Here is a 16,794-nt window from a genome sequence, read left to right as displayed (position 1 = left end):
ATCATTTCCCTTTTGTGACGTTGTCTGCATTCATGGCAGTTGGACCCGTTAGTACCGATCGTCCGGCGAGCATCAGCTGTGCCTGTTGCTGGACAGTATTCGGCAGGGCAGAGAAGGTTAATTCCCGGCAAGGGATCGACCCGACGTAACGCACGACGTCGCGCATAGTCTTTACATTCAGCTCGCACTGATAAAACTGCTGCTGACGCACCAGGTAGAGGTTATGCAGCAGAGCGTCGCTTTGAGCGCTAAACCCGCCGTTGCCAAGGTCGCTCCAGCCGTTAACGTTCAGTGGCACGCCGCCGATAAACGGCAAATGTTGCTCGTCAGTTAACTGGCCGAGCCAGGTGTAGCTTGCCGTGGTTTGCACGTCCCGGCGGAGCAGTTTGCCTGGCACCATAAACAGCGTTCTGCTGCCTGAACCTTGTGTGATTTCACTGCTGGCACCCCGCGAGACATCCAGCGATTCGTTAATCGTCAACGTAGTCTGCTGATAGCCCGGCACGGCGAAGAGGGCGCGGCTATTGCCTGGAATGTCTGCACTGCCGCCGTTATCCAGCGACACGGCAATACTCGGATCCTGGGAATCTTCCGGTGTGGCAACGTTAACCGCGATGGCTGAAGCAGGACGTCCGTCGCTCCAGCGGCCCAGCCACAGACCAGAGCGCGACAGCGCAAGCGTGGAGTTGTAATTGCCGCTGCTGCTCAGGGTATGGCGCCGATCCTGACGATCCCAGGCATCGCTGACTGTCAGGCTCCCGTTGCCATATCGTCCGCCCTGGCGCGTGTAGGCAGAGGTATTGAGTGAATCGCTGTTAATACCTGATGCGCTCAGTCCATACTCATTTTCACCACGTGCGTCGGCATACCAGTTGTGCGCCACGTTATAGCTCAGCTGGTTTTTATCATGCTGCTGGTGCTGCCATGTCGCGCCCAGAGAGGTATAGCTTGTCGCATTGCCCTGACGGTTATGCGCCATTGACAGGCTCACGCTCAGGTAGCCGCCTTTATCCCTGCCTTCGCGTGAGTCATCGTTACGCATGAAAAGGTTAATGCTGCTGTTGATGTTCAGACCACGCGTGCTGAAAGCCGTACTCAAGCCACCCTGCCAGGCCCGCGTGCGTGAGCGGGTCATATAAACCGACTCCCAGGGCAAGCCTGCATCGTGGCGATCGTCACTGTCCGGGAGTTCCCGACGAGAAACGTACCGTCCTTCGTTGCGGTTATCCGAATATCCCAGGCTGGCGTACCAGGTGCCGACAGGGACGGAGAACATCACCGACAGGCTTCGATAACAGCCATTTACGGCGTCATATCCCGCGCTTCGGGTATTGCAGTTTTCCGCTGATAACGCGTTGCGATAGAAGCTCAGTGAAAAGCCGTCGTTATAGCTGATTTGCTGAATATTGCCGCGTTGTCCTTCGCTGCCGTAAAGGTAGCTAAACCGGGTCGAGAGTACGCCATCGATCGGACCCGCATTGAAACCACGACTCCAGTCGAGTGCATTTTCCAGAAAATGTTGGTTTTTCTTTATCGCTGTGCCACTGGTGAGTGCCAGCGTTGGAGTGACAGGCAGGCGGACACCCGCCTGCGCGACCGCGCTACGTTCATCGTTTTGATTGTTATTGTCGGTTTCGCCCGCCTGCAGGAACCACTCGACGCGGTCAAACGGCGTAATACCGGTGCGGGTAAACGGTATCTGCTCGGTACGTGTCAGCCGGTTATTTTCATAGACGGACAGCGTCACGGTATAGCTCCCATCGGGGAACGATCGCGTGTCCAGGGTCTGAGCCCCGGCATTGAGATAAAAACTGGCCAGCAGCTGATTGCCCCGGCGGGCGTCAATACGCGCATCATGGGAAAGCAGCACGGTGATGGGGGTACCCTTTGACTGCTGAACCGGATTGATCCATGCCCTTGTCGAGCCTGTGCGCAGGCCGCGAATTTTGCCCAGCGGCAGTTGGCTGAGGTTGATATTCCCACCAGCATTACTGAACAGATCGCGGGTATCCATCTCGCCTAACTGAATATAGTACTGACGCCAGATATCCTGGCGAAACCAGGCATTGTTGACGGTTATTTCTTGTTGCTGCTGGTGCCTTGAACGCTGCCCCAGCCAGGTCCAGTCGAGATTAAAGTAGCCGTCCTGCGTCATGGCCAGCGCGCCATTGCCCTGAACGGTGGCTGACTGGTAATCCCTGTCGGCAACAAAATTGATATTCTGTTGATGGATCAACGCATTCTCAGTGCCCTGCGTAGGCTGATACCACTGGTTTTCTGTGGTCTGTTTAGGCAGAAATTTCTTGTCCAAAAACAGACTAATGCGCGCGTTATTCTCATCATAGATAATGGCCGCACGATGGGTATCAATGTAATCACATCCCGTTGCGGAGCCATTGCTGCTGCACGCCAGGTTGCCGTTACGGGCAAGTGGAACGGCGAGAGCTGCAGACACGGTGGCAACGAGGGCAGGAGCGTCATTAAACTGACGTTTGATAGCCGCGACCACGGTTTCGGGTGCGACAAAACTGACCGATTCAAGTGTGATATCCGTTTCAAAAAGGCCAAGCGATTCGCCATAGAGGTTAACCTCTATCCACAGGCGCTGCGTTTTTGCCAGATCTTCGAAACCTGCCGGGACGGCCATCTCGGCGCAGGCGAGTTGGATGGATGCGGGTAATAAAGCAACTAAGAGGAGAGTATTTCTGTGAAACGCCATGACCAAGCCTCGACATCATCCTGACGTCAGAGGGTGGGCACCCTCTGACGTTATCCCTTATGTACTGTGGTGTTACGCACCGCCTTCCGTGGTCGTCGCCTGCGTCAGCATCAGGCTGACAACGCCGCTGTACTGACCGGTTTTCAGAATGCCTTTGGTGGTCTGAGAAATGGTCAGTGGCAGTACCGCTGAACCGTTTTCAATGCTGCCTGGGAACAGTTCAGTTCCGGTAAATTCGGCATCGGTGGTAGACAGTGTTTTATCACCCAGAATCACCGTCATCGGTACAGTCTCGTCGCCATCCATATTGGTGAGCTTAGCTGCGCTAACGAGGCGCACTTTGACATTGCTGGTGGCGGAGTTAGACCACACCTTGGTGTTCAGGCGGTAGCTTTCCAGCCCACGGCCTGGCAGGTACTGCATGTCGATGCTGGCCGGCAGTGGCGTGTTATCGGCCTGAGTCATATCCAACTGTGAGTCAACGCTGGCGTTGACGGTAATATCTTTTTGAATCGCCAGCGCGCTAAAGGACGAGGCCATCGCGGCAACAATCATCAGAGGTTTAATATAGTTACGCATTGATATCTCCATATTTACAAATGAGCACCTTGGCTCTTTAAACAAACTACGTGGGTTTTTACTGTGCCGTCATGTTATTGCACGACGGGTAAATCAGCTTCTTCAGCGGTTTTATTCACCCAGTTGAAGTAGCGGAACTTATATTTCTGACCCTGTTTCATAGTGAGCGTTTTTAATTTCCGTTCAGTGTCCGGATAAATCGTCGCGTCTTCTTTTATCCATTTACACGATGAAACAGCATCACAAATACCAATCTCTCTGAGCGGCACACGCAATGTGCCGTTGTTTTTTAACGTTCCCCGGCGAGGGTCAATCGACAGTGAAATTACGTTTTCTTCTGGAGCAATGTGGACCAGTGCGCCCCAGATCACATTGACACCTAATGTCGCCATTGCTGCAGGGGTTTCTGCCTTGCCCGGAATAATGCTGTCAGGTTGTTTTACCCCTTCAAAATAGACACGCCAGGTGGTCTCTTTTTTCGGAGGTATAAGCGATACCAGACGAACAACGCGCATCGCTCCTGCAGCCAGAGCAAATTTCTCGGGCGTAACCACCACGCCACCTTCTTTCCACGAAGCGACGTCAATTTCTTTTTCCTGGGCTGTTCCGGGATTAAGAATTTTCTTTTGCCTCACCCGAATGAACTGAATATCATCCGTTTTTGAAGCCACCTTAATTTGCGCCGCACCGGATCTGTCTACATTCAGCTCCATGGGATACACGCTCATATTGGCCATTGTCATTTCTGAGAAAAATGGCAATGACAGCGCGGCGACATAAAAGGCGGTTGTCATGCTCACTCTTTTTTTCTGTTTCACAATCAGTCTGCCTGCTCTGAGTTTAAAGGCGGCGCGTTAACACCAGGACACCGTCTGCTTTCGTATCGCTTCAGGGCAGGGAAACTTTAACCAGAACAGCGATTTGTGAAAATTTGTATTAGTTAACTCGTTATATACAGTTTTTTATCCTGCTTTTCTGGCTTTAAGGTTGTATAGTTAAGCGAAAATACCGCGGCCAAGGATGGGAGGAAAATTCCTTCTGATGAAAAAATAAGCAGGTCAGGGGGCGGTTTTCATATCGACGTACCAGGGAATAAAAAGCATGCGGTAACAGCCGAGAATAAAAGATGTTTTTTATATGCAATAATTCGTTGTTATTTGATCCTGAAGCACATGCAATAAGTCTTGTTGGACAACCCGAGTCTGTATTAACACTTTCGGCGCCAGCCGTTCGTCTTTTACAGGAATTCATTAAACACCGAGGACGCGACTTAAGCCGGGAGGAATTGATCGCTCGCGTGTGGGAAGAATTTGGCTTTACGCCATCAGGAAATAATCTCAATAAAGCGGTAAGCGAACTGCGTAAAAGCTTCCAGTCTCTGGGAGAGGGGCACGAATTGATCGTCACTGTCCCGCGCTATGGTTTCCGTTTTGATGCTGATGTGATTTTTCAGCCTGGAGAGAAAATTCAAGCCGTTGATCCGCAACCCCCCTCAGCGCAACAAGACGTTCTGCCCCGGCGAGTATCCCTGAAAAAGTGGTTCAGAATAGGGGCATTGATTGCCGTGCCGTTGGGAGCGATCTTTTACATTAGCCGCCCGCAGGAGATAACTGTTCCGGCGAAATTAAAGCCGGTCCAGGAAAAAATCGCGCGTTGTAGTATTTGGGTTATCGAAGATCATGGACGGCCGTTAGTGCTATCAAAATTAGCTGAGCGACTGGAGGCCAATGACGTGGCTTGCGAGCGCGAGGAGTATGCTATTTATTTTTTCAGCGCCCGTTTTTCGCTTGCAACTGCTGATGAACTGTTTATCGGGGCCTGCCCGGTCAATAAAAGCCGTCTGTGCAAGACCATTCGCTATAAAAACGGGGCTGGAAAATGAAAATAAGGCTTCTTTTTGGACTGGGCGGAGCCCTGGTCGGCGGCGCGCTGGCGCTGTTTTACTATTGCGGCGCGACGGGAAAAAGTGATGTGCTGGCCTGCAGCACTGAGTTTAACTTTACGCGCAATGAGGGAAAAGCAAGTGAAGTGAAGGTAAATGCCCTTGCTCAGTTCTATTTTCATCGGGACGGTACAGGGTTGACCACCTATAAAGGTGCGGCAAGAGCTGGCGGGCAAAATTTTATCGTTGACAGGGATGTAGACTTTACGTGGGAGCAGCGGGACGATGACAACGTCATTGTATTGACCTACACCAAAACCTGGCTTCGCCACAATGACAGTACGCCGAATGCCCAATGGGGGAGTTTCGCCTATCCGACCTCACGCTACTACCTGACGATCTCTGAACTTTCACCTGCTGTGTGGCTTATTCAGGACCGGCGCTATCCTACCTATATCTGCCGGGGTCAATAAGGTATAAAAAAAGAGAATGCCATTGGCATTCTCTTTTTTCGTATCAGTGATGCTGCTTAATCGCGGCTGGCGAAGCCCAGAATGCTCAGCAGGCTGACGAAGATGTTGTACAGCGAAACGTACAGGCTGACGGTGGCACGGATGTAGTTGGTTTCACCGCCACGGATGATATTACTGGTTTCAAACAGGATTGCGCCTGAAGAAATCAGAATAAACACCGCGCTGATCGCCAGATGTAAAGCCGGCAACTGCAGGAAGATATTCGCAACCATACCAATCAGCACCACCACGATCCCTGCCATCAGCATACCGCCGAGGAAGGACATGTCTTTCCGCGTGGTCAGCACGTAGGCTGAGCAACTGAAGAAGACCAGCGCCGTACCGCCCAAAGCCATGGCGATAACATCACCCATGCCCGCAGACAGGTATGTGTTCAGGATCGGTCCCAGAATGTAGCCCAGGAAGCCGGTGAAAGCGAAAGCTGACAGAATACCAACCGGTTTATCCGCCGTTTTATAGGTCAGGAACATCAGACCATACATACCCACCAGCGTCAGGATAAGCCCCGGAGAGGGCAACATCAGTACGGTACTGGCAGTCGCAGTGAGCGCCGAAAACGCCAGCGTCAGGCTGAGCAGGAAATAGGTATTGCGCAGCACCTTATGCGTGCTGAGTAGCGATGTACGATCGCGTGAAGAACTAATAATACGATCCATGAGTCACTCTCTTATGACAGATGTAATTAATGATGGAGGATAATGAAATCAAGGGGAATGACACAGCGGTTTTACCCATCTTTACGCATTTTAACCCGCCAGGCTTAAGCATATTATTTCAACAAAAGCTCCCGAATCAGATGTTAGCACTATATGTGTAAAAATGCCTGTTAGATATCTGCCAGGTAACTGAAAAATATTGCGTTATTCCTGTTTCTCTCTGACAGTGACAGCGGTGTCTACATAAAACAGAGCAATAAGGTAAAGGGAATGATTCAACATAAATCGAAGATATTGACGTTTACGCTGTTGACTGTCTGTTTGATGTCTATCAACGGCGCGGCGATGGCGGCAAATGTTCCCGCAGGAACAATTCTTGCAGAAAAACAGGAACTGGTCAGAAACAATGGCAGTGAGCCAGCGTCGCTGGATCCGCATAAAGTCGAAAGCAACGTTGAATTTAATTTAATCAGCGATATGTTCGACGGACTGGTGGCGGTTAAGTCGGATGGGTCTATCGAACCCCGGCTGGCCGCGTCCTGGGAGAACAAAGACAACACCGTCTGGACCTTTCATTTACGTCCGGGCATAACCTGGTCAGATGGGTCTGCCATTACCGCACAGGATGTCGTCTGGAGCTGGCAGCGTCTGGTCTCACCGCAAACAGCTTCACCTTATTCCTCGTATCTGGGCAATATGCACGTAGCAAACGCCCTCGATATTGCCCAAGGGAAAAAAGATCCCGCCTCTATCGGGGTCAAAGCCCTGGATGATAGCACGCTGGAAATTACCCTGACGCAACCAACGGCGGCGTTTCTGGCGATGCTGGCGCACCCGTCACTGGTTCCGCTGGATAAAGTGCTGATCGGCCGCTTTGGTGATAAGTGGACCCGGCCAGAACATTTTGTCTGCAGCGGGGCGTACAAGTTATCGCAGTGGGTAGTCAATGAGCGCATCGTTGCCGTGCGTAACCCGCATTATTGGGACGATCGGCACACCGTCATTGATAAGGTCACTTATTTGCCCATCAGTTCAGAGTCCGCAGACGTTAACCGCTATAAGGCCGGCGAAATCGACATTGTGTATAGCGTCCCGGTCAATCAGTTCGCGCAGTTGAAAAAGACGATGGGCGATGAACTCCATGTCTCACCTCAGCTTTCAACCTATTACTATCAGTTCAATACGACTCGAGCGCCGTTTAATGACCCGCGCGTGCGCCGGGCGCTGAATATGGCGTTAGATAAAGACATCATCGCACAAAAGGTGATGGGGCAGGGACAACGCGCGGCGTGGGTTATCAGCCAGCCGGAAATAGGGGGAGTGCAACTGCATGCGCCGGAATATGCGGCGTGGCCGCTCGAAAAACGCATTACCGAGGCTAAGAAACTGCTGGCTGAAGCCGGTTATGGCCCTGAGCATCCGCTTAGCCTAAATCTGCTCTATAACACCTTCGAAACGCACCAGCGTATTGCCATTGCCGCATCGTCAATGTGGAAGAAAAACCTCGGCGTAGAGGCGAAGCTGCAAAATCAGGAATGGAAAACCATGCTGGATACCATGCACACCGGTAATTTTGACGTCGTGCGCTACGCATGGATCGCCGATTATGATGATGCCTCAAGTTTCCTCAATATTTTCCGTACCGGCGATAGCGAGAATACCACCAGGTACAGCAATCCCGCTTTTGATGACGCGATGCGCAAGGCGGCGAAAGCAACTTCGCTGGAGGAGCGAGGCAAATACTACCAGCAGGCTGAAGACCTTTTAGGAGAGGATGTACCAGCGATTCCGGTTTACCACTATGTCCGCACGCATCTTGTGAAGCCGTGGGTGGGAGGATTTGCGCCAGATAACCGGGGAAATTACTACACCAAAGATATGTTCATCAAAAAACATTAAGCGCTGTAGCCAGTATTTGTGCTGAATAAACGGTCAATCTGTTGTTATTTCAGTCGATTAACAATATTTTGGCTGTTTTTCAGGCAAACGAACGCATTGATGCTTTACAGGTCCGTTCGGGATGTTTATAGTGCGCCTCATTGGAAGCGTGGCCGAGCGGTTGAAGGCACCGGTCTTGAAAACCGGCGACCCGAAAGGGTTCTAGAGTTCGAATCTCTACGCTTCCGCCAAATACGAAACCCAAGTCGTTATGCGACTTGGGTTTTTTCTTTTCTGCCAGTTTCCAGTATGCCATCCAGTATGCCATTACCGTCTGGCTTGCGCTGGCTCAGTTGAGCAGGCATTGGACAGGTCACACCCCTTTCATCTTGCCGCCAGAGCTCCCGGATAGTGCCGGGCGATAATGTCGTTCAGCTTATCAACCAGTTCTGCTCGTCTGAACGTAATATGAGCCGTCCCCTTCTGAAAGTATTTGATTGAAAACATCTCGTCTTCGTAACGGTTGCTGTGCTGGTTTTCATGGATATGGTCGCTCAGCCGACGGGTAACGTCAGCGCGATTGTCGGGGACAGGCTGACCATCCATAAGCATCAGCATCCGCTCAAGATCAGCTAACCGAGCGCACTGCCGGCCCCAGTTAAGCCCAAATCCTCACCGGTCAAATTTGACCAGCCCCGTCACGATGATCTTCTTCCCAAATTTACATGGGCTATTGGTCTTAAAATCCCACGATAAGCCTTTGAACACATTTATCACACCGCGCTCAAACACCTCGCCTTTATTCAGATGTAGTTGCTCAAACGTGCTCAGGATATTCTCAGCGCTATCACCGATGAGCGACTGGTCCTTATCCATCAGGAAAATCAGGGGTTGTATGCCGCGCGTAACGCCGCACTGGCGATTCACAGTGGCGAATGGGTGGTGTTCCTGGATGCCGATGATCGGATAGCCGAAACAGGCCGCGTCGGACCTGGCACAGAAAGAGAAAGCCTTTGACGAAACCGTCAGTACTGAAGTAGCTCGCGGCCTGTATCAGGAAAAGAAACAGCTTTCCGGTCAGTGGGATGACTTTCACAATGCCAGAAATAAAGCCTCCCGGGCACTGCAGCGTATTGTGGACTCCGCGTATAAATTCAAAGTCAAAACACTGCTTTCCGGCACTACGGTGAATAACTGGCAAAGCAAGTACGACCAGCTCAGAAAAGAGAGAGACGCTTATGCTGCTATAAGCGAGAAAATCACCTTTCTGGAACTTGAAGATAATGCCGACTGGGAAAGCGTAAAACAGCAGTTTCTGGATAAGGTGGCCCTGTTGGAAAAAGCGCAGGAAGAAAAAGAATATCAGGCAGAGCTCAAGCGTCAGATGCGGGAAGAAAAACAGCGTCAGGACGAACTGGAGAAGCAGCAGCGCGAAGCGGAAGAGGAGGAGCAACGCCTTGCTGAGCAGCAGCGCTTACTGGGGGAGGCTCTGCTCGCTGCTGAAGGTGCTCACCGGGAAGAGCTGGAACGACAGCGTCTGGAGCTGGAGCAAAAAATCCAGGACGTGCATCAGCAGTATGAGCGCGCCAAATCCATGGCCCAGCTCACGAAGCTGGGCCATGTGTATGTGATTTCGAATATCGGCTCCTTCGGTGAAAACGTTTTTAAAATTGGTATGACCCGACGGCTGGAGCCTATGGAGCGCGTGAAAGAGTTAAGTGGCGCAGCCGTGCCGTTTGATTTTGACGTCCACGCCATGATTTCCTGCGATGACGCTCCTGCGCTTGAAAAGACACTGCATGACCATCTGGAAAGCTACCGGATTAACCGCATCAACCTGCGTAAGGAGTTCTTCCGGGTCGAGCTCAGCAGAATTATCGATGAGGTGGAGCGTCACCACGGGCTGGTTGAATATATTGCTGACCCTGTGGCGCTACAGTATCTGCAGAGTCTCGAATATGCAGAAAGCGAAGCCGCATAAACAATGACTTTCAATAGCTCCTTATACGTCAAATGGACAACGGGTCATGAATGACATCTCACCACGTAAAATAAAAACCGGTATCCGTGCTCACTGCACCAATCACGAAAACTCGAACAAATCCATGTGCTGTTGCAACCCGGCCTGGAACATCGCTTTTAGCTTTGACTCTGCGAAGAAAAGCTGTCAGTACCATATCTGATAAAACGATCTGTTTACGTGGAGAAGGGAAAACGAGCTCTTTATTCAGGCCCCGCATATTTTCAATTATCGCCATTGCCTGTTTTGACAGTGGTACACGGTGCATCTGACTGGCTTTCATTTTTTCTGCAGAATAGTCCAGACAGCATTTTAAAGTTAAGTTCAGACCATTTCATGGCTAGAGCTTCCCCTTAACGACAAGCCGTGAGTATGGCAATACTCAGCAACGCTTTGCTGACATTGTAAGGTTCACCATGCTGGATGTGGGTTGCCAGAAAAAGAGGGTTACTCTTCCATGGCATAGCTGGCTGATGGACCCATTCTTGCTTATAAGGAAAATTTGAAACCTGTTGCTGTGAGAGTTAGTTCTGTTACGTTGCCTGAAATTGGCAAGGGAATGGAATTACCGGCAACTATCAGACTCACCACTTCAGCCCTGGCGAGCTCTGGGTAACTTCTTTTTCGCTGGATATGATTGGTGCTGACTCTTCGAAAATAAAGCCCTCAGCATTAAGTGCGAGGGCTGGAAATAATTAATTATTATATTTCCCTAAAGACACGATGGCGTTATTGTCCGAAATGAATAATGTATAATACTCATTTGATGAGACCGGTTTAATACCTTTTTTTATCATTTCAGATAATATATTTTTATTTTTTTGCTCATCCCCATAACCATGAAGGGTTTGTGTGAACCCTTTGTTGATCAATTGATATGACGCTAAAAATTTAGTGGCTGGAAAAACGAAATAGCCTATAAGTGGTTTGTTATCTATTAATAACCTTGCTCTTTCATTTTTATTCAATTGGCCTACAGTACCAATGGATACGATGTCTTTATGAGTGGCAATGTCTTGCGCAATCATGCTAAAAACAAAATCTTCATATTCTTGTTGTGACTTCATAGCGTTGCTTAGTTGAGCACTAAAAGCAAGCGAAGCAATGACTGGGATCAGTGCAGCGTATTTAAAACGAGGAGCGAAACGCATAATCGGGATAGCAATTATAACCAATATAACTGAAAATGAGACTAAAGTACGGGGAAGTACTGGTGCGTCCTGAAGTAATAATGTTGGCCCCATAAGTGAAATAATGAATATTAAAAAGGATACAGCTCCGTACAAAATAAATGATGCTATTTGCTTTATATTATTACGGTAAGCAATGAGCATAAACACGCAACTTATAAGTATTGGGATTGCGAAGTAAATGTAAACCGGATGATATAGATAAGAAAGAACCATTTCTTTTAAGGCAATTAATGTTTTGGCCAGATGCTCTAATCCCCCTTGGTCTAGATGTATTAATTCTGCTCGAGAGTTATTTTTAGGCGAGAAAAAAAGCATATAGATAAGAAAAAATAATACGAATAAAATTGTTTTTTTGAATAAGAAAATTATTGATTCCTTGACCTTTACATCTTTTTTTGTTGCGATGATGATTACATCAATTGCAAGCAAACCAATAAAAATATTGGCACATGGTTGATATAAAGTTAAAGATAATACGCCAGCGATTAATTTTGTCGCAACCTCTATCGTCAGATTTTTATTTTTATAAGTATATGCAACCACCGCAAGGAAAAAGGCAATCGACATTCCGAGACTATCATATCTGTACGCAATATTTTGCAAAATGAATGGGTTGAATATTAAAAGTGCGGCAACCATGTTTGCGTTCGGAATATCTGATTTAATCAGGTGTTTACTGAGCGCAAGCGCAGATGCGCCTAAGAAAATACACGATGCGAGCATGGTATAAGGAAATAGGTCCAGGTTATAGTGCCCACTGGCAGAAAAAAATCTGGTTAAAATATCTGCAAAAGGTCGACCTAAACCACGCCAGCCGTAATATCCAGTTATAGACCTGTCTAAATCATCTCTGTAATATATGCCTGCCTGGATTAACGGGTAAATAAACAACAGGGCTAATCCTGAGTAAATAAACAATGCTTTTTTATCGTATCTGGAGAACATTTTAAATCCCATCTTGTTTTTTAACTATATAACGTGGCCGTTGTTTGGTTTCGATGTAGATTCTACCTATGTACTCACCAAGCACACCGATACCAATTAACTGAATCCCACCAAGGAAAAGGATTGAAACAATAATAGATGGATATCCCGCGACCGGATTTCCCCAAAAAATCTTGTCTATAATCATCCATGCACCGAACAAAAAGGATACAGCGGCTACAAAAAAACCAATGTAGGTCCATATTCGCAATGGGAACGTTGAAAAACTGGTAATACCCTCCAGAGCAAGATTCCACAATTTCCAGCCATTAAATTTTGATTTACCAGCAATGCGTCCTGCGCGTGTGTACTCAACAACATCAGTATTGCCACCTACCCAGCTAAGCACACCTTTCATAAAGAGATTACGTTCCGGCATGAGTTTGATGTTATCAACTACATCGCGGGACATAAGTCTAAAGTCACCAACATTTTCTTCGATCTTTGGATCGCTTATTTTATTGTGTAATTTATAGAACCATTCAGCGGTTTTGCGCTTCAGTTTTCCATCCGTGGAGCGGTCTGCGCGCTTTGCCAGCACAATATCTGCACCCGCAAGCCACTTATCGACCATCAATGGAATTATTTCGATTGGATCCTGTAGGTCAACATCGATCGGAATAACTGCTTCACCAGAGGAACGCTCAAGGCCGGCAAAGATTGCTGGTTCTTTTCCAAAGTTGCGCGTAAATGATATGGGGACGACGAGCTTATCAGATACGGCGAGAGCATTAATGATTGATTCTGTAGCGTCTTTGCTACCGTCGTTGATAAACACAATTTCAACATCATATTTTTTTAGTTCTTCATGTCCACGCACCGTGTTGTAGAAAATAGGTATTGTATCTTCTTCATTGAACACCGGCACAATCAGAGAAATTTTCATTTCGGATCCCTAAAAACAATGAACCTGGAGTATAAGAAGCCGCATACCAAGCTGATGGAGGAGAACTCTATCAACGTTATGAGAGGGGAAATGTTGTAGTGATCAGATACCTGACCAGAGATAAAGCTTAGTAGTCCCATAAATCCAACAAATAGCACATACCCTCGGCCGGTGGCTTTTGCGCTAAATGTAAATTTTGCGTTTGCAAAAAATGAAAATGTCACAGCTATCAAAAACGCCACCACGTTGCTCACGGCCTGGTCATTTTTCATGATGTATACCATGATGCCGAACACCGCCCAATGTAATGCCGTGTTTACAATCCCTACGGAAATGTAGCGTGAAAGTAGCTTTATCATAATTAAGAAAGGTTTAATAGAAAGTGTGCGAGTTTAACATTGATACAAAACGAGATCGACACTTCGACTTTTACCTTTCGCAGAGACTTGTTTTGCGATACATCCGAGCGACTCTGCCGGGAGCGCAGTTTTCCGCTGGGCCACAAGCCCGCAACACTAACTCTCAGAAATGAGAGGCCGATCCTCTGAGCAGGACTTTTGTCCTCAATCCTCTGCAATCCGCTGGTTACAATCCCTGCATATCTTCAATACCCATAATTCAGGAATTGTTATGACTGCACATATTAATGCCAAAGCGGGTGATTTTGCGCCAACCGTTATTATGCCGGGCGATCCGCTTCGCGCTAAGTTTATTGCCGAAAATTATCTAATGGATTACCGCGAAGTCACCAATGTACGCAATATGCTGGGCTATACCGGTCTTTATTTTGGGCAACCTGTTTCGGTGATGGGACATGGCATGGGTATTCCGTCAATGACGCTTTATGCTCATGAACTGGTACATGACTTCGGTGTACAGCGAATTATTCGTGTCGGCAGTCTGGGGGCAACACAACATCATGTCAAAATGCGAGATATTATTCTTGCCATCGCCGCCGGAACGGATTCCGTCACAAATTTAAAACGTAGCGCGGGCTACACGATGGCGACATCTGCCCATTTCCCATTATTGCAGCAGGCGTGGGCATTGGCGCAGAAGGCCGGTATTGACGTTAAAGTCGGCAATGTCTTCAGTGGCGATCTTTATTACGATCCTGACGAAAATTTAATACCTGCACTGGAAAAGTTTGGTGTGCTGGGTGTGGATATGGAAGTGGCAGGGTTATACGCTTTAGCGCATCAGTTTAATATTGAAGCGTTGGCTATATTAACCGTATCCGATCATTGCCTGACAGGAGAAGAAACAACGGCGGAAGAACGGCAGTTAACCTTTAAAAATATGATAGAGCTGGCGCTAAATACAGCTGTTACGGCTTAGCATCAGCATTTAAATGAACCAATCAGAGATGGCATTATATGAAGAATAAAATAGCACTTACGCTGATTAGTTTTCTGGCAAATTTTATTATGGCAGGATTTGCCAGTCAGTTTGGTATGCTGATTGAACCGATTGCAGTACGCTACAGTGCCGATGTGAATACCGTCGCCTCGATATTTTCGTTGCTTAACGGTGGGGCGTTAGCCGGGACCATCGCCGCCTTTTTCCTGATTGAGAAAATCGGCGTTAAGCGTATGACGCTCATTATCTATTCGATAGTGTTCCTCTGCGCTCTGGCAATGCACTTAAGCCCTGGCTTATGGCCGGTGATGGTCGCCATGACCCTGGTGGGTTTCTGCGGCGGGATTGGTCTGTGCGTGGCGGGAACGATCGTGGTTTCGGTTTGGCAGGATCGCATTCAAAGTACGATGCTGGTGGTGCAGGACGCCACCTTTAACGTCGCGGGCGTAGTTTTCCCGCTGATTACCACCTTCGCCCTGACGCACAATATGTCGTGGAGTTACAGCTATCTGAGCGTAGGCATAGTGGCCTTACTCACGTTGGGCGTTGTGGCTCTCACCCGCTTTACCGCCTGTGAAACGGCTCCTGCAGCGGATAGCGCAGACCCGGTGAAATCCGAGTGGAATCCAGGGATTATCAGCGGAGGCATTGGCCTGTTCTTAGGTATGTTGGCGCTGTATACCTTCCTGACCTGGGCACCATTATTTGTGAAGAACAAATTTGGTATTCCCTTCGAAGAAGCAGGTAATATTATTACGCAATACTGGGGTGCTGCGCTGGTCGGCGCGTTAGTCTCAACCGTTATTGTTTCCCGCGTAAAGATACATTATTTCTTGCTTAGCATTATTTTGTTAGCTTGCGTTATTACCACCATCATTGTCACGAAGGAAAATATCTCCGGGCTTGATTATCTGGCCTATAGTTACGGGTTTGTCTGTGCAGCGCTGTATAACTCCTTTATTGCCTACGGGGTTTCTTTCGTGAAGCGCGCGAGTAGCCAGAACGTTTCTTATATTTTAATTAGCGGTAGTGCTGGCGCCATGTTTAGTCCGGCGATCAGTGCGCTAATGGAAAAAACTATGGGGTTGCAGAAAATTATGTACGCAATACCGGTGTTGTATTTAATTATCTTTATTATGTTGATGGGTACATTAAAACTCAAACGTAATTAAACACAGTAATAACGCTTACCTCTTTAATTAGATAGCCCGCCGTCACGCCATTTATCTGGTGGGGCGACACTCAACCTTGCTCAAAGGAATTGAAAATGCTGAAGAAAAATAAATCAATGATGAAAAAAACAGTTCTGGGTGCGGTAATTGCGATGTGCTGTACGCAAGCGCTTGCGGCTGATTATGCTGATGGCAACATCCGCAAAAATGATTTTAACTGGATGCAGATGAACTTAATGCAAAGTGTGGATGCGAAAGTGCCTTATGGTATTCGTAATGACACCTATCTTGAGCTGGAATTTGGCGCACGATCCGGGATTATCGATCTGTATGGCTATGTGGATTTCTTTGATATTTTGGATCGCGAGCAGGACGATCGTCACGGGGGAGATAACTTCTTTGCCAAGATATCTCCACGTTTTTCCCTCGACGCCATTTTTAATAAAGATTTATCCGTAGGGCCATTTAACGAATTCTATATCGCAACGGTAAATAACATTGGTGACCGGGAATTATTTGAGCATTACGTTGGTCTCGGCACGGATGTTAAAGTGCCGTGGTTTGGTCTGGTGGGAATGAACATTTATGCGCACTATGTACGTGAAAATTACGGTGCGGATAACGAAGGCAAGTGGGATGGTTACATGTTCTCGACCAACTGGTCGACGCCGTTCTACACGTTCGCCAACGGCAGTTATTTGAACTATCAGGGTTACTTTGACTACCAGTTCGCCGCGAACAAGATTGCTAACCAGCCGTTATATAGCAATAACGCGATTGAATGGTATAACGGCATCTACTGGCATTCAGAGCATTATGCAGTAGGTTATGGCTTAAAATATTTCCGCAACATGGCATTGATGGAAAACCACGGTGGAGCAGGGCGTACCACCGGGCTGGGTCACTATTTCAACCTCACCTATAAGTTCTGAT

13 protein-coding genes, 1 tRNA gene and 4 pseudogenes are annotated in these 16,794 nt (G+C 48.1%); 9 read left to right on the top strand and 9 right to left on the bottom strand.

Translation table 11 applies throughout. The features are described from left to right. Nucleotide 1 precedes the first annotated feature (1 nt). The 3 genes from HV237_RS15310 to HV237_RS15300 form a co-directional block, all read right to left on the bottom strand. A complete protein-coding gene (locus HV237_RS15310; RefSeq protein WP_047359364.1) occupies nucleotides 2-2,719 on the bottom strand; it encodes a TcfC E-set like domain-containing protein in 2,718 nt (905 codons plus the stop codon). Nucleotides 2,720-2,791: 72 nt separating this feature from the next. Continuing rightward, on the bottom strand, nucleotides 2,792-3,298 hold the full coding sequence (locus HV237_RS15305) for a CS1 type fimbrial major subunit (RefSeq protein WP_016152497.1): 507 nt from the start codon (nucleotides 3,296-3,298) through the stop codon (nucleotides 2,792-2,794). A 74-nt stretch (nucleotides 3,299-3,372) separates the two neighbouring features. Then, entirely contained in the window at nucleotides 3,373-4,116 is a 744-nt protein-coding gene (locus HV237_RS15300; RefSeq protein ID WP_047359363.1) for a fimbrial protein, read from the bottom strand. Nucleotides 4,117-4,424: 308 nt separating this feature from the next. Here HV237_RS15300 and HV237_RS15295 point away from each other — a divergent pair, with 308 nt between their 5' ends. Then, nucleotides 4,425-5,180, top strand: coding sequence for a winged helix-turn-helix domain-containing protein (locus tag HV237_RS15295; protein ID WP_047359362.1), 756 nt, complete (start codon nucleotides 4,425-4,427; stop codon nucleotides 5,178-5,180). Beyond that, entirely contained in the window at nucleotides 5,177-5,653 is a 477-nt protein-coding gene (locus HV237_RS15290) for a hypothetical protein (protein ID WP_047359361.1), read from the top strand. Before HV237_RS15295 ends, HV237_RS15290 begins: the two co-directional genes overlap by 4 nt. 56 nt (nucleotides 5,654-5,709) lie before the next feature. On the opposite strand, the gene yccA is transcribed toward HV237_RS15290, so the two are convergent. After that, nucleotides 5,710-6,369, bottom strand: a complete 660-nt coding sequence (gene yccA / locus HV237_RS15285) for an FtsH protease modulator YccA (protein WP_016152501.1) — start codon at nucleotides 6,367-6,369, stop codon at nucleotides 5,710-5,712. A 270-nt stretch (nucleotides 6,370-6,639) separates the two neighbouring features. On the opposite strand from yccA, the gene HV237_RS15280 reads away from it, so the two are divergent. Both HV237_RS15280 and HV237_RS15275 read left to right on the top strand, forming a co-directional pair. Then, nucleotides 6,640-8,268: an ABC transporter substrate-binding protein gene (locus tag HV237_RS15280; protein WP_047359360.1), complete on the top strand. Its 1,629-nt coding sequence runs from the start codon at nucleotides 6,640-6,642 to the stop codon at nucleotides 8,266-8,268. 142 nt (nucleotides 8,269-8,410) lie between these two features. Further along, nucleotides 8,411-8,498 (top strand) — tRNA-Ser (locus HV237_RS15275). A 133-nt stretch (nucleotides 8,499-8,631) separates the two neighbouring features. On the opposite strand, the pseudogene HV237_RS15270 reads toward HV237_RS15275, so the two are convergent. Then, a pseudogene (locus HV237_RS15270) lies at nucleotides 8,632-9,084 on the bottom strand (DUF4942 domain-containing protein); the annotation flags it as partial. Here HV237_RS15270 and HV237_RS15265 point away from each other — a divergent pair. Beyond that, nucleotides 9,082-9,222: pseudogene (locus tag HV237_RS15265) on the top strand (glycosyltransferase); the annotation flags it as partial. The pseudogenes HV237_RS15270 and HV237_RS15265 overlap by 3 nt on opposite strands. Then, nucleotides 9,221-10,228, top strand: a pseudogene (locus HV237_RS15260) (GIY-YIG nuclease family protein); the annotation flags it as partial. The pseudogenes HV237_RS15265 and HV237_RS15260, both read left to right, overlap by 2 nt. Nucleotides 10,229-10,308: 80 nt before the next feature. Here the strand turns inward: HV237_RS15260 and HV237_RS26210 are convergent. The 4 genes and pseudogenes from HV237_RS26210 to HV237_RS15240 all read right to left on the bottom strand — a co-directional run. Next, a pseudogene (locus HV237_RS26210) lies at nucleotides 10,309-10,743 on the bottom strand (tyrosine-type recombinase/integrase); the annotation flags it as partial. Nucleotides 10,744-10,962: 219 nt separating this feature from the next. Next, nucleotides 10,963-12,405 carry a glucosyltransferase domain-containing protein gene (locus tag HV237_RS15250; RefSeq protein ID WP_047359358.1) on the bottom strand — a complete coding sequence of 481 codons (1,443 nt, stop codon included), beginning with the start codon at nucleotides 12,403-12,405 and terminating at the stop codon, nucleotides 10,963-10,965. A gap of 1 nt (nucleotide 12,406) precedes the next feature. Continuing rightward, complete coding sequence (locus HV237_RS15245; RefSeq protein ID WP_046274452.1) at nucleotides 12,407-13,330, bottom strand: glycosyltransferase family 2 protein; 924 nt, start codon at nucleotides 13,328-13,330, stop codon at nucleotides 12,407-12,409. Beyond that, complete coding sequence (locus HV237_RS15240; RefSeq protein WP_046274453.1) at nucleotides 13,327-13,689, bottom strand: GtrA family protein; 363 nt, start codon at nucleotides 13,687-13,689, stop codon at nucleotides 13,327-13,329. Before HV237_RS15240 ends, HV237_RS15245 begins: the two co-directional genes overlap by 4 nt. Nucleotides 13,690-13,960: 271 nt before the next feature. Here HV237_RS15240 and deoD point away from each other — a divergent pair, with 271 nt between their 5' ends. From deoD to HV237_RS15225, 3 genes are all read left to right on the top strand, one after another. Further along, the gene (gene deoD / locus HV237_RS15235; protein WP_016156154.1) at nucleotides 13,961-14,668 is read left to right on the top strand and encodes a purine-nucleoside phosphorylase; all 708 of its coding nucleotides are present in this window, start codon (nucleotides 13,961-13,963) and stop codon (nucleotides 14,666-14,668) included. 38 nt (nucleotides 14,669-14,706) lie between these two features. After that, nucleotides 14,707-15,861, top strand: a complete 1,155-nt coding sequence (tsgA, locus tag HV237_RS15230) for an MFS transporter TsgA (protein ID WP_016156155.1) — start codon at nucleotides 14,707-14,709, stop codon at nucleotides 15,859-15,861. A gap of 95 nt (nucleotides 15,862-15,956) precedes the next feature. Then, nucleotides 15,957-16,793 (top strand): outer membrane protein OmpK, encoded by an 837-nt coding sequence (locus HV237_RS15225; RefSeq protein WP_016152568.1) that lies wholly within the window; start codon nucleotides 15,957-15,959, stop codon nucleotides 16,791-16,793. Nucleotide 16,794: the final 1 nt, after the last annotated feature.

This window comes from Citrobacter sp. RHBSTW-00570 (assembly GCF_013739755.1).
Taxonomy (GTDB): Bacteria; Pseudomonadota; Gammaproteobacteria; order Enterobacterales; family Enterobacteriaceae; genus Citrobacter; species Citrobacter braakii.
This window is presented reverse-complemented; position numbering and strand designations above follow the sequence as displayed.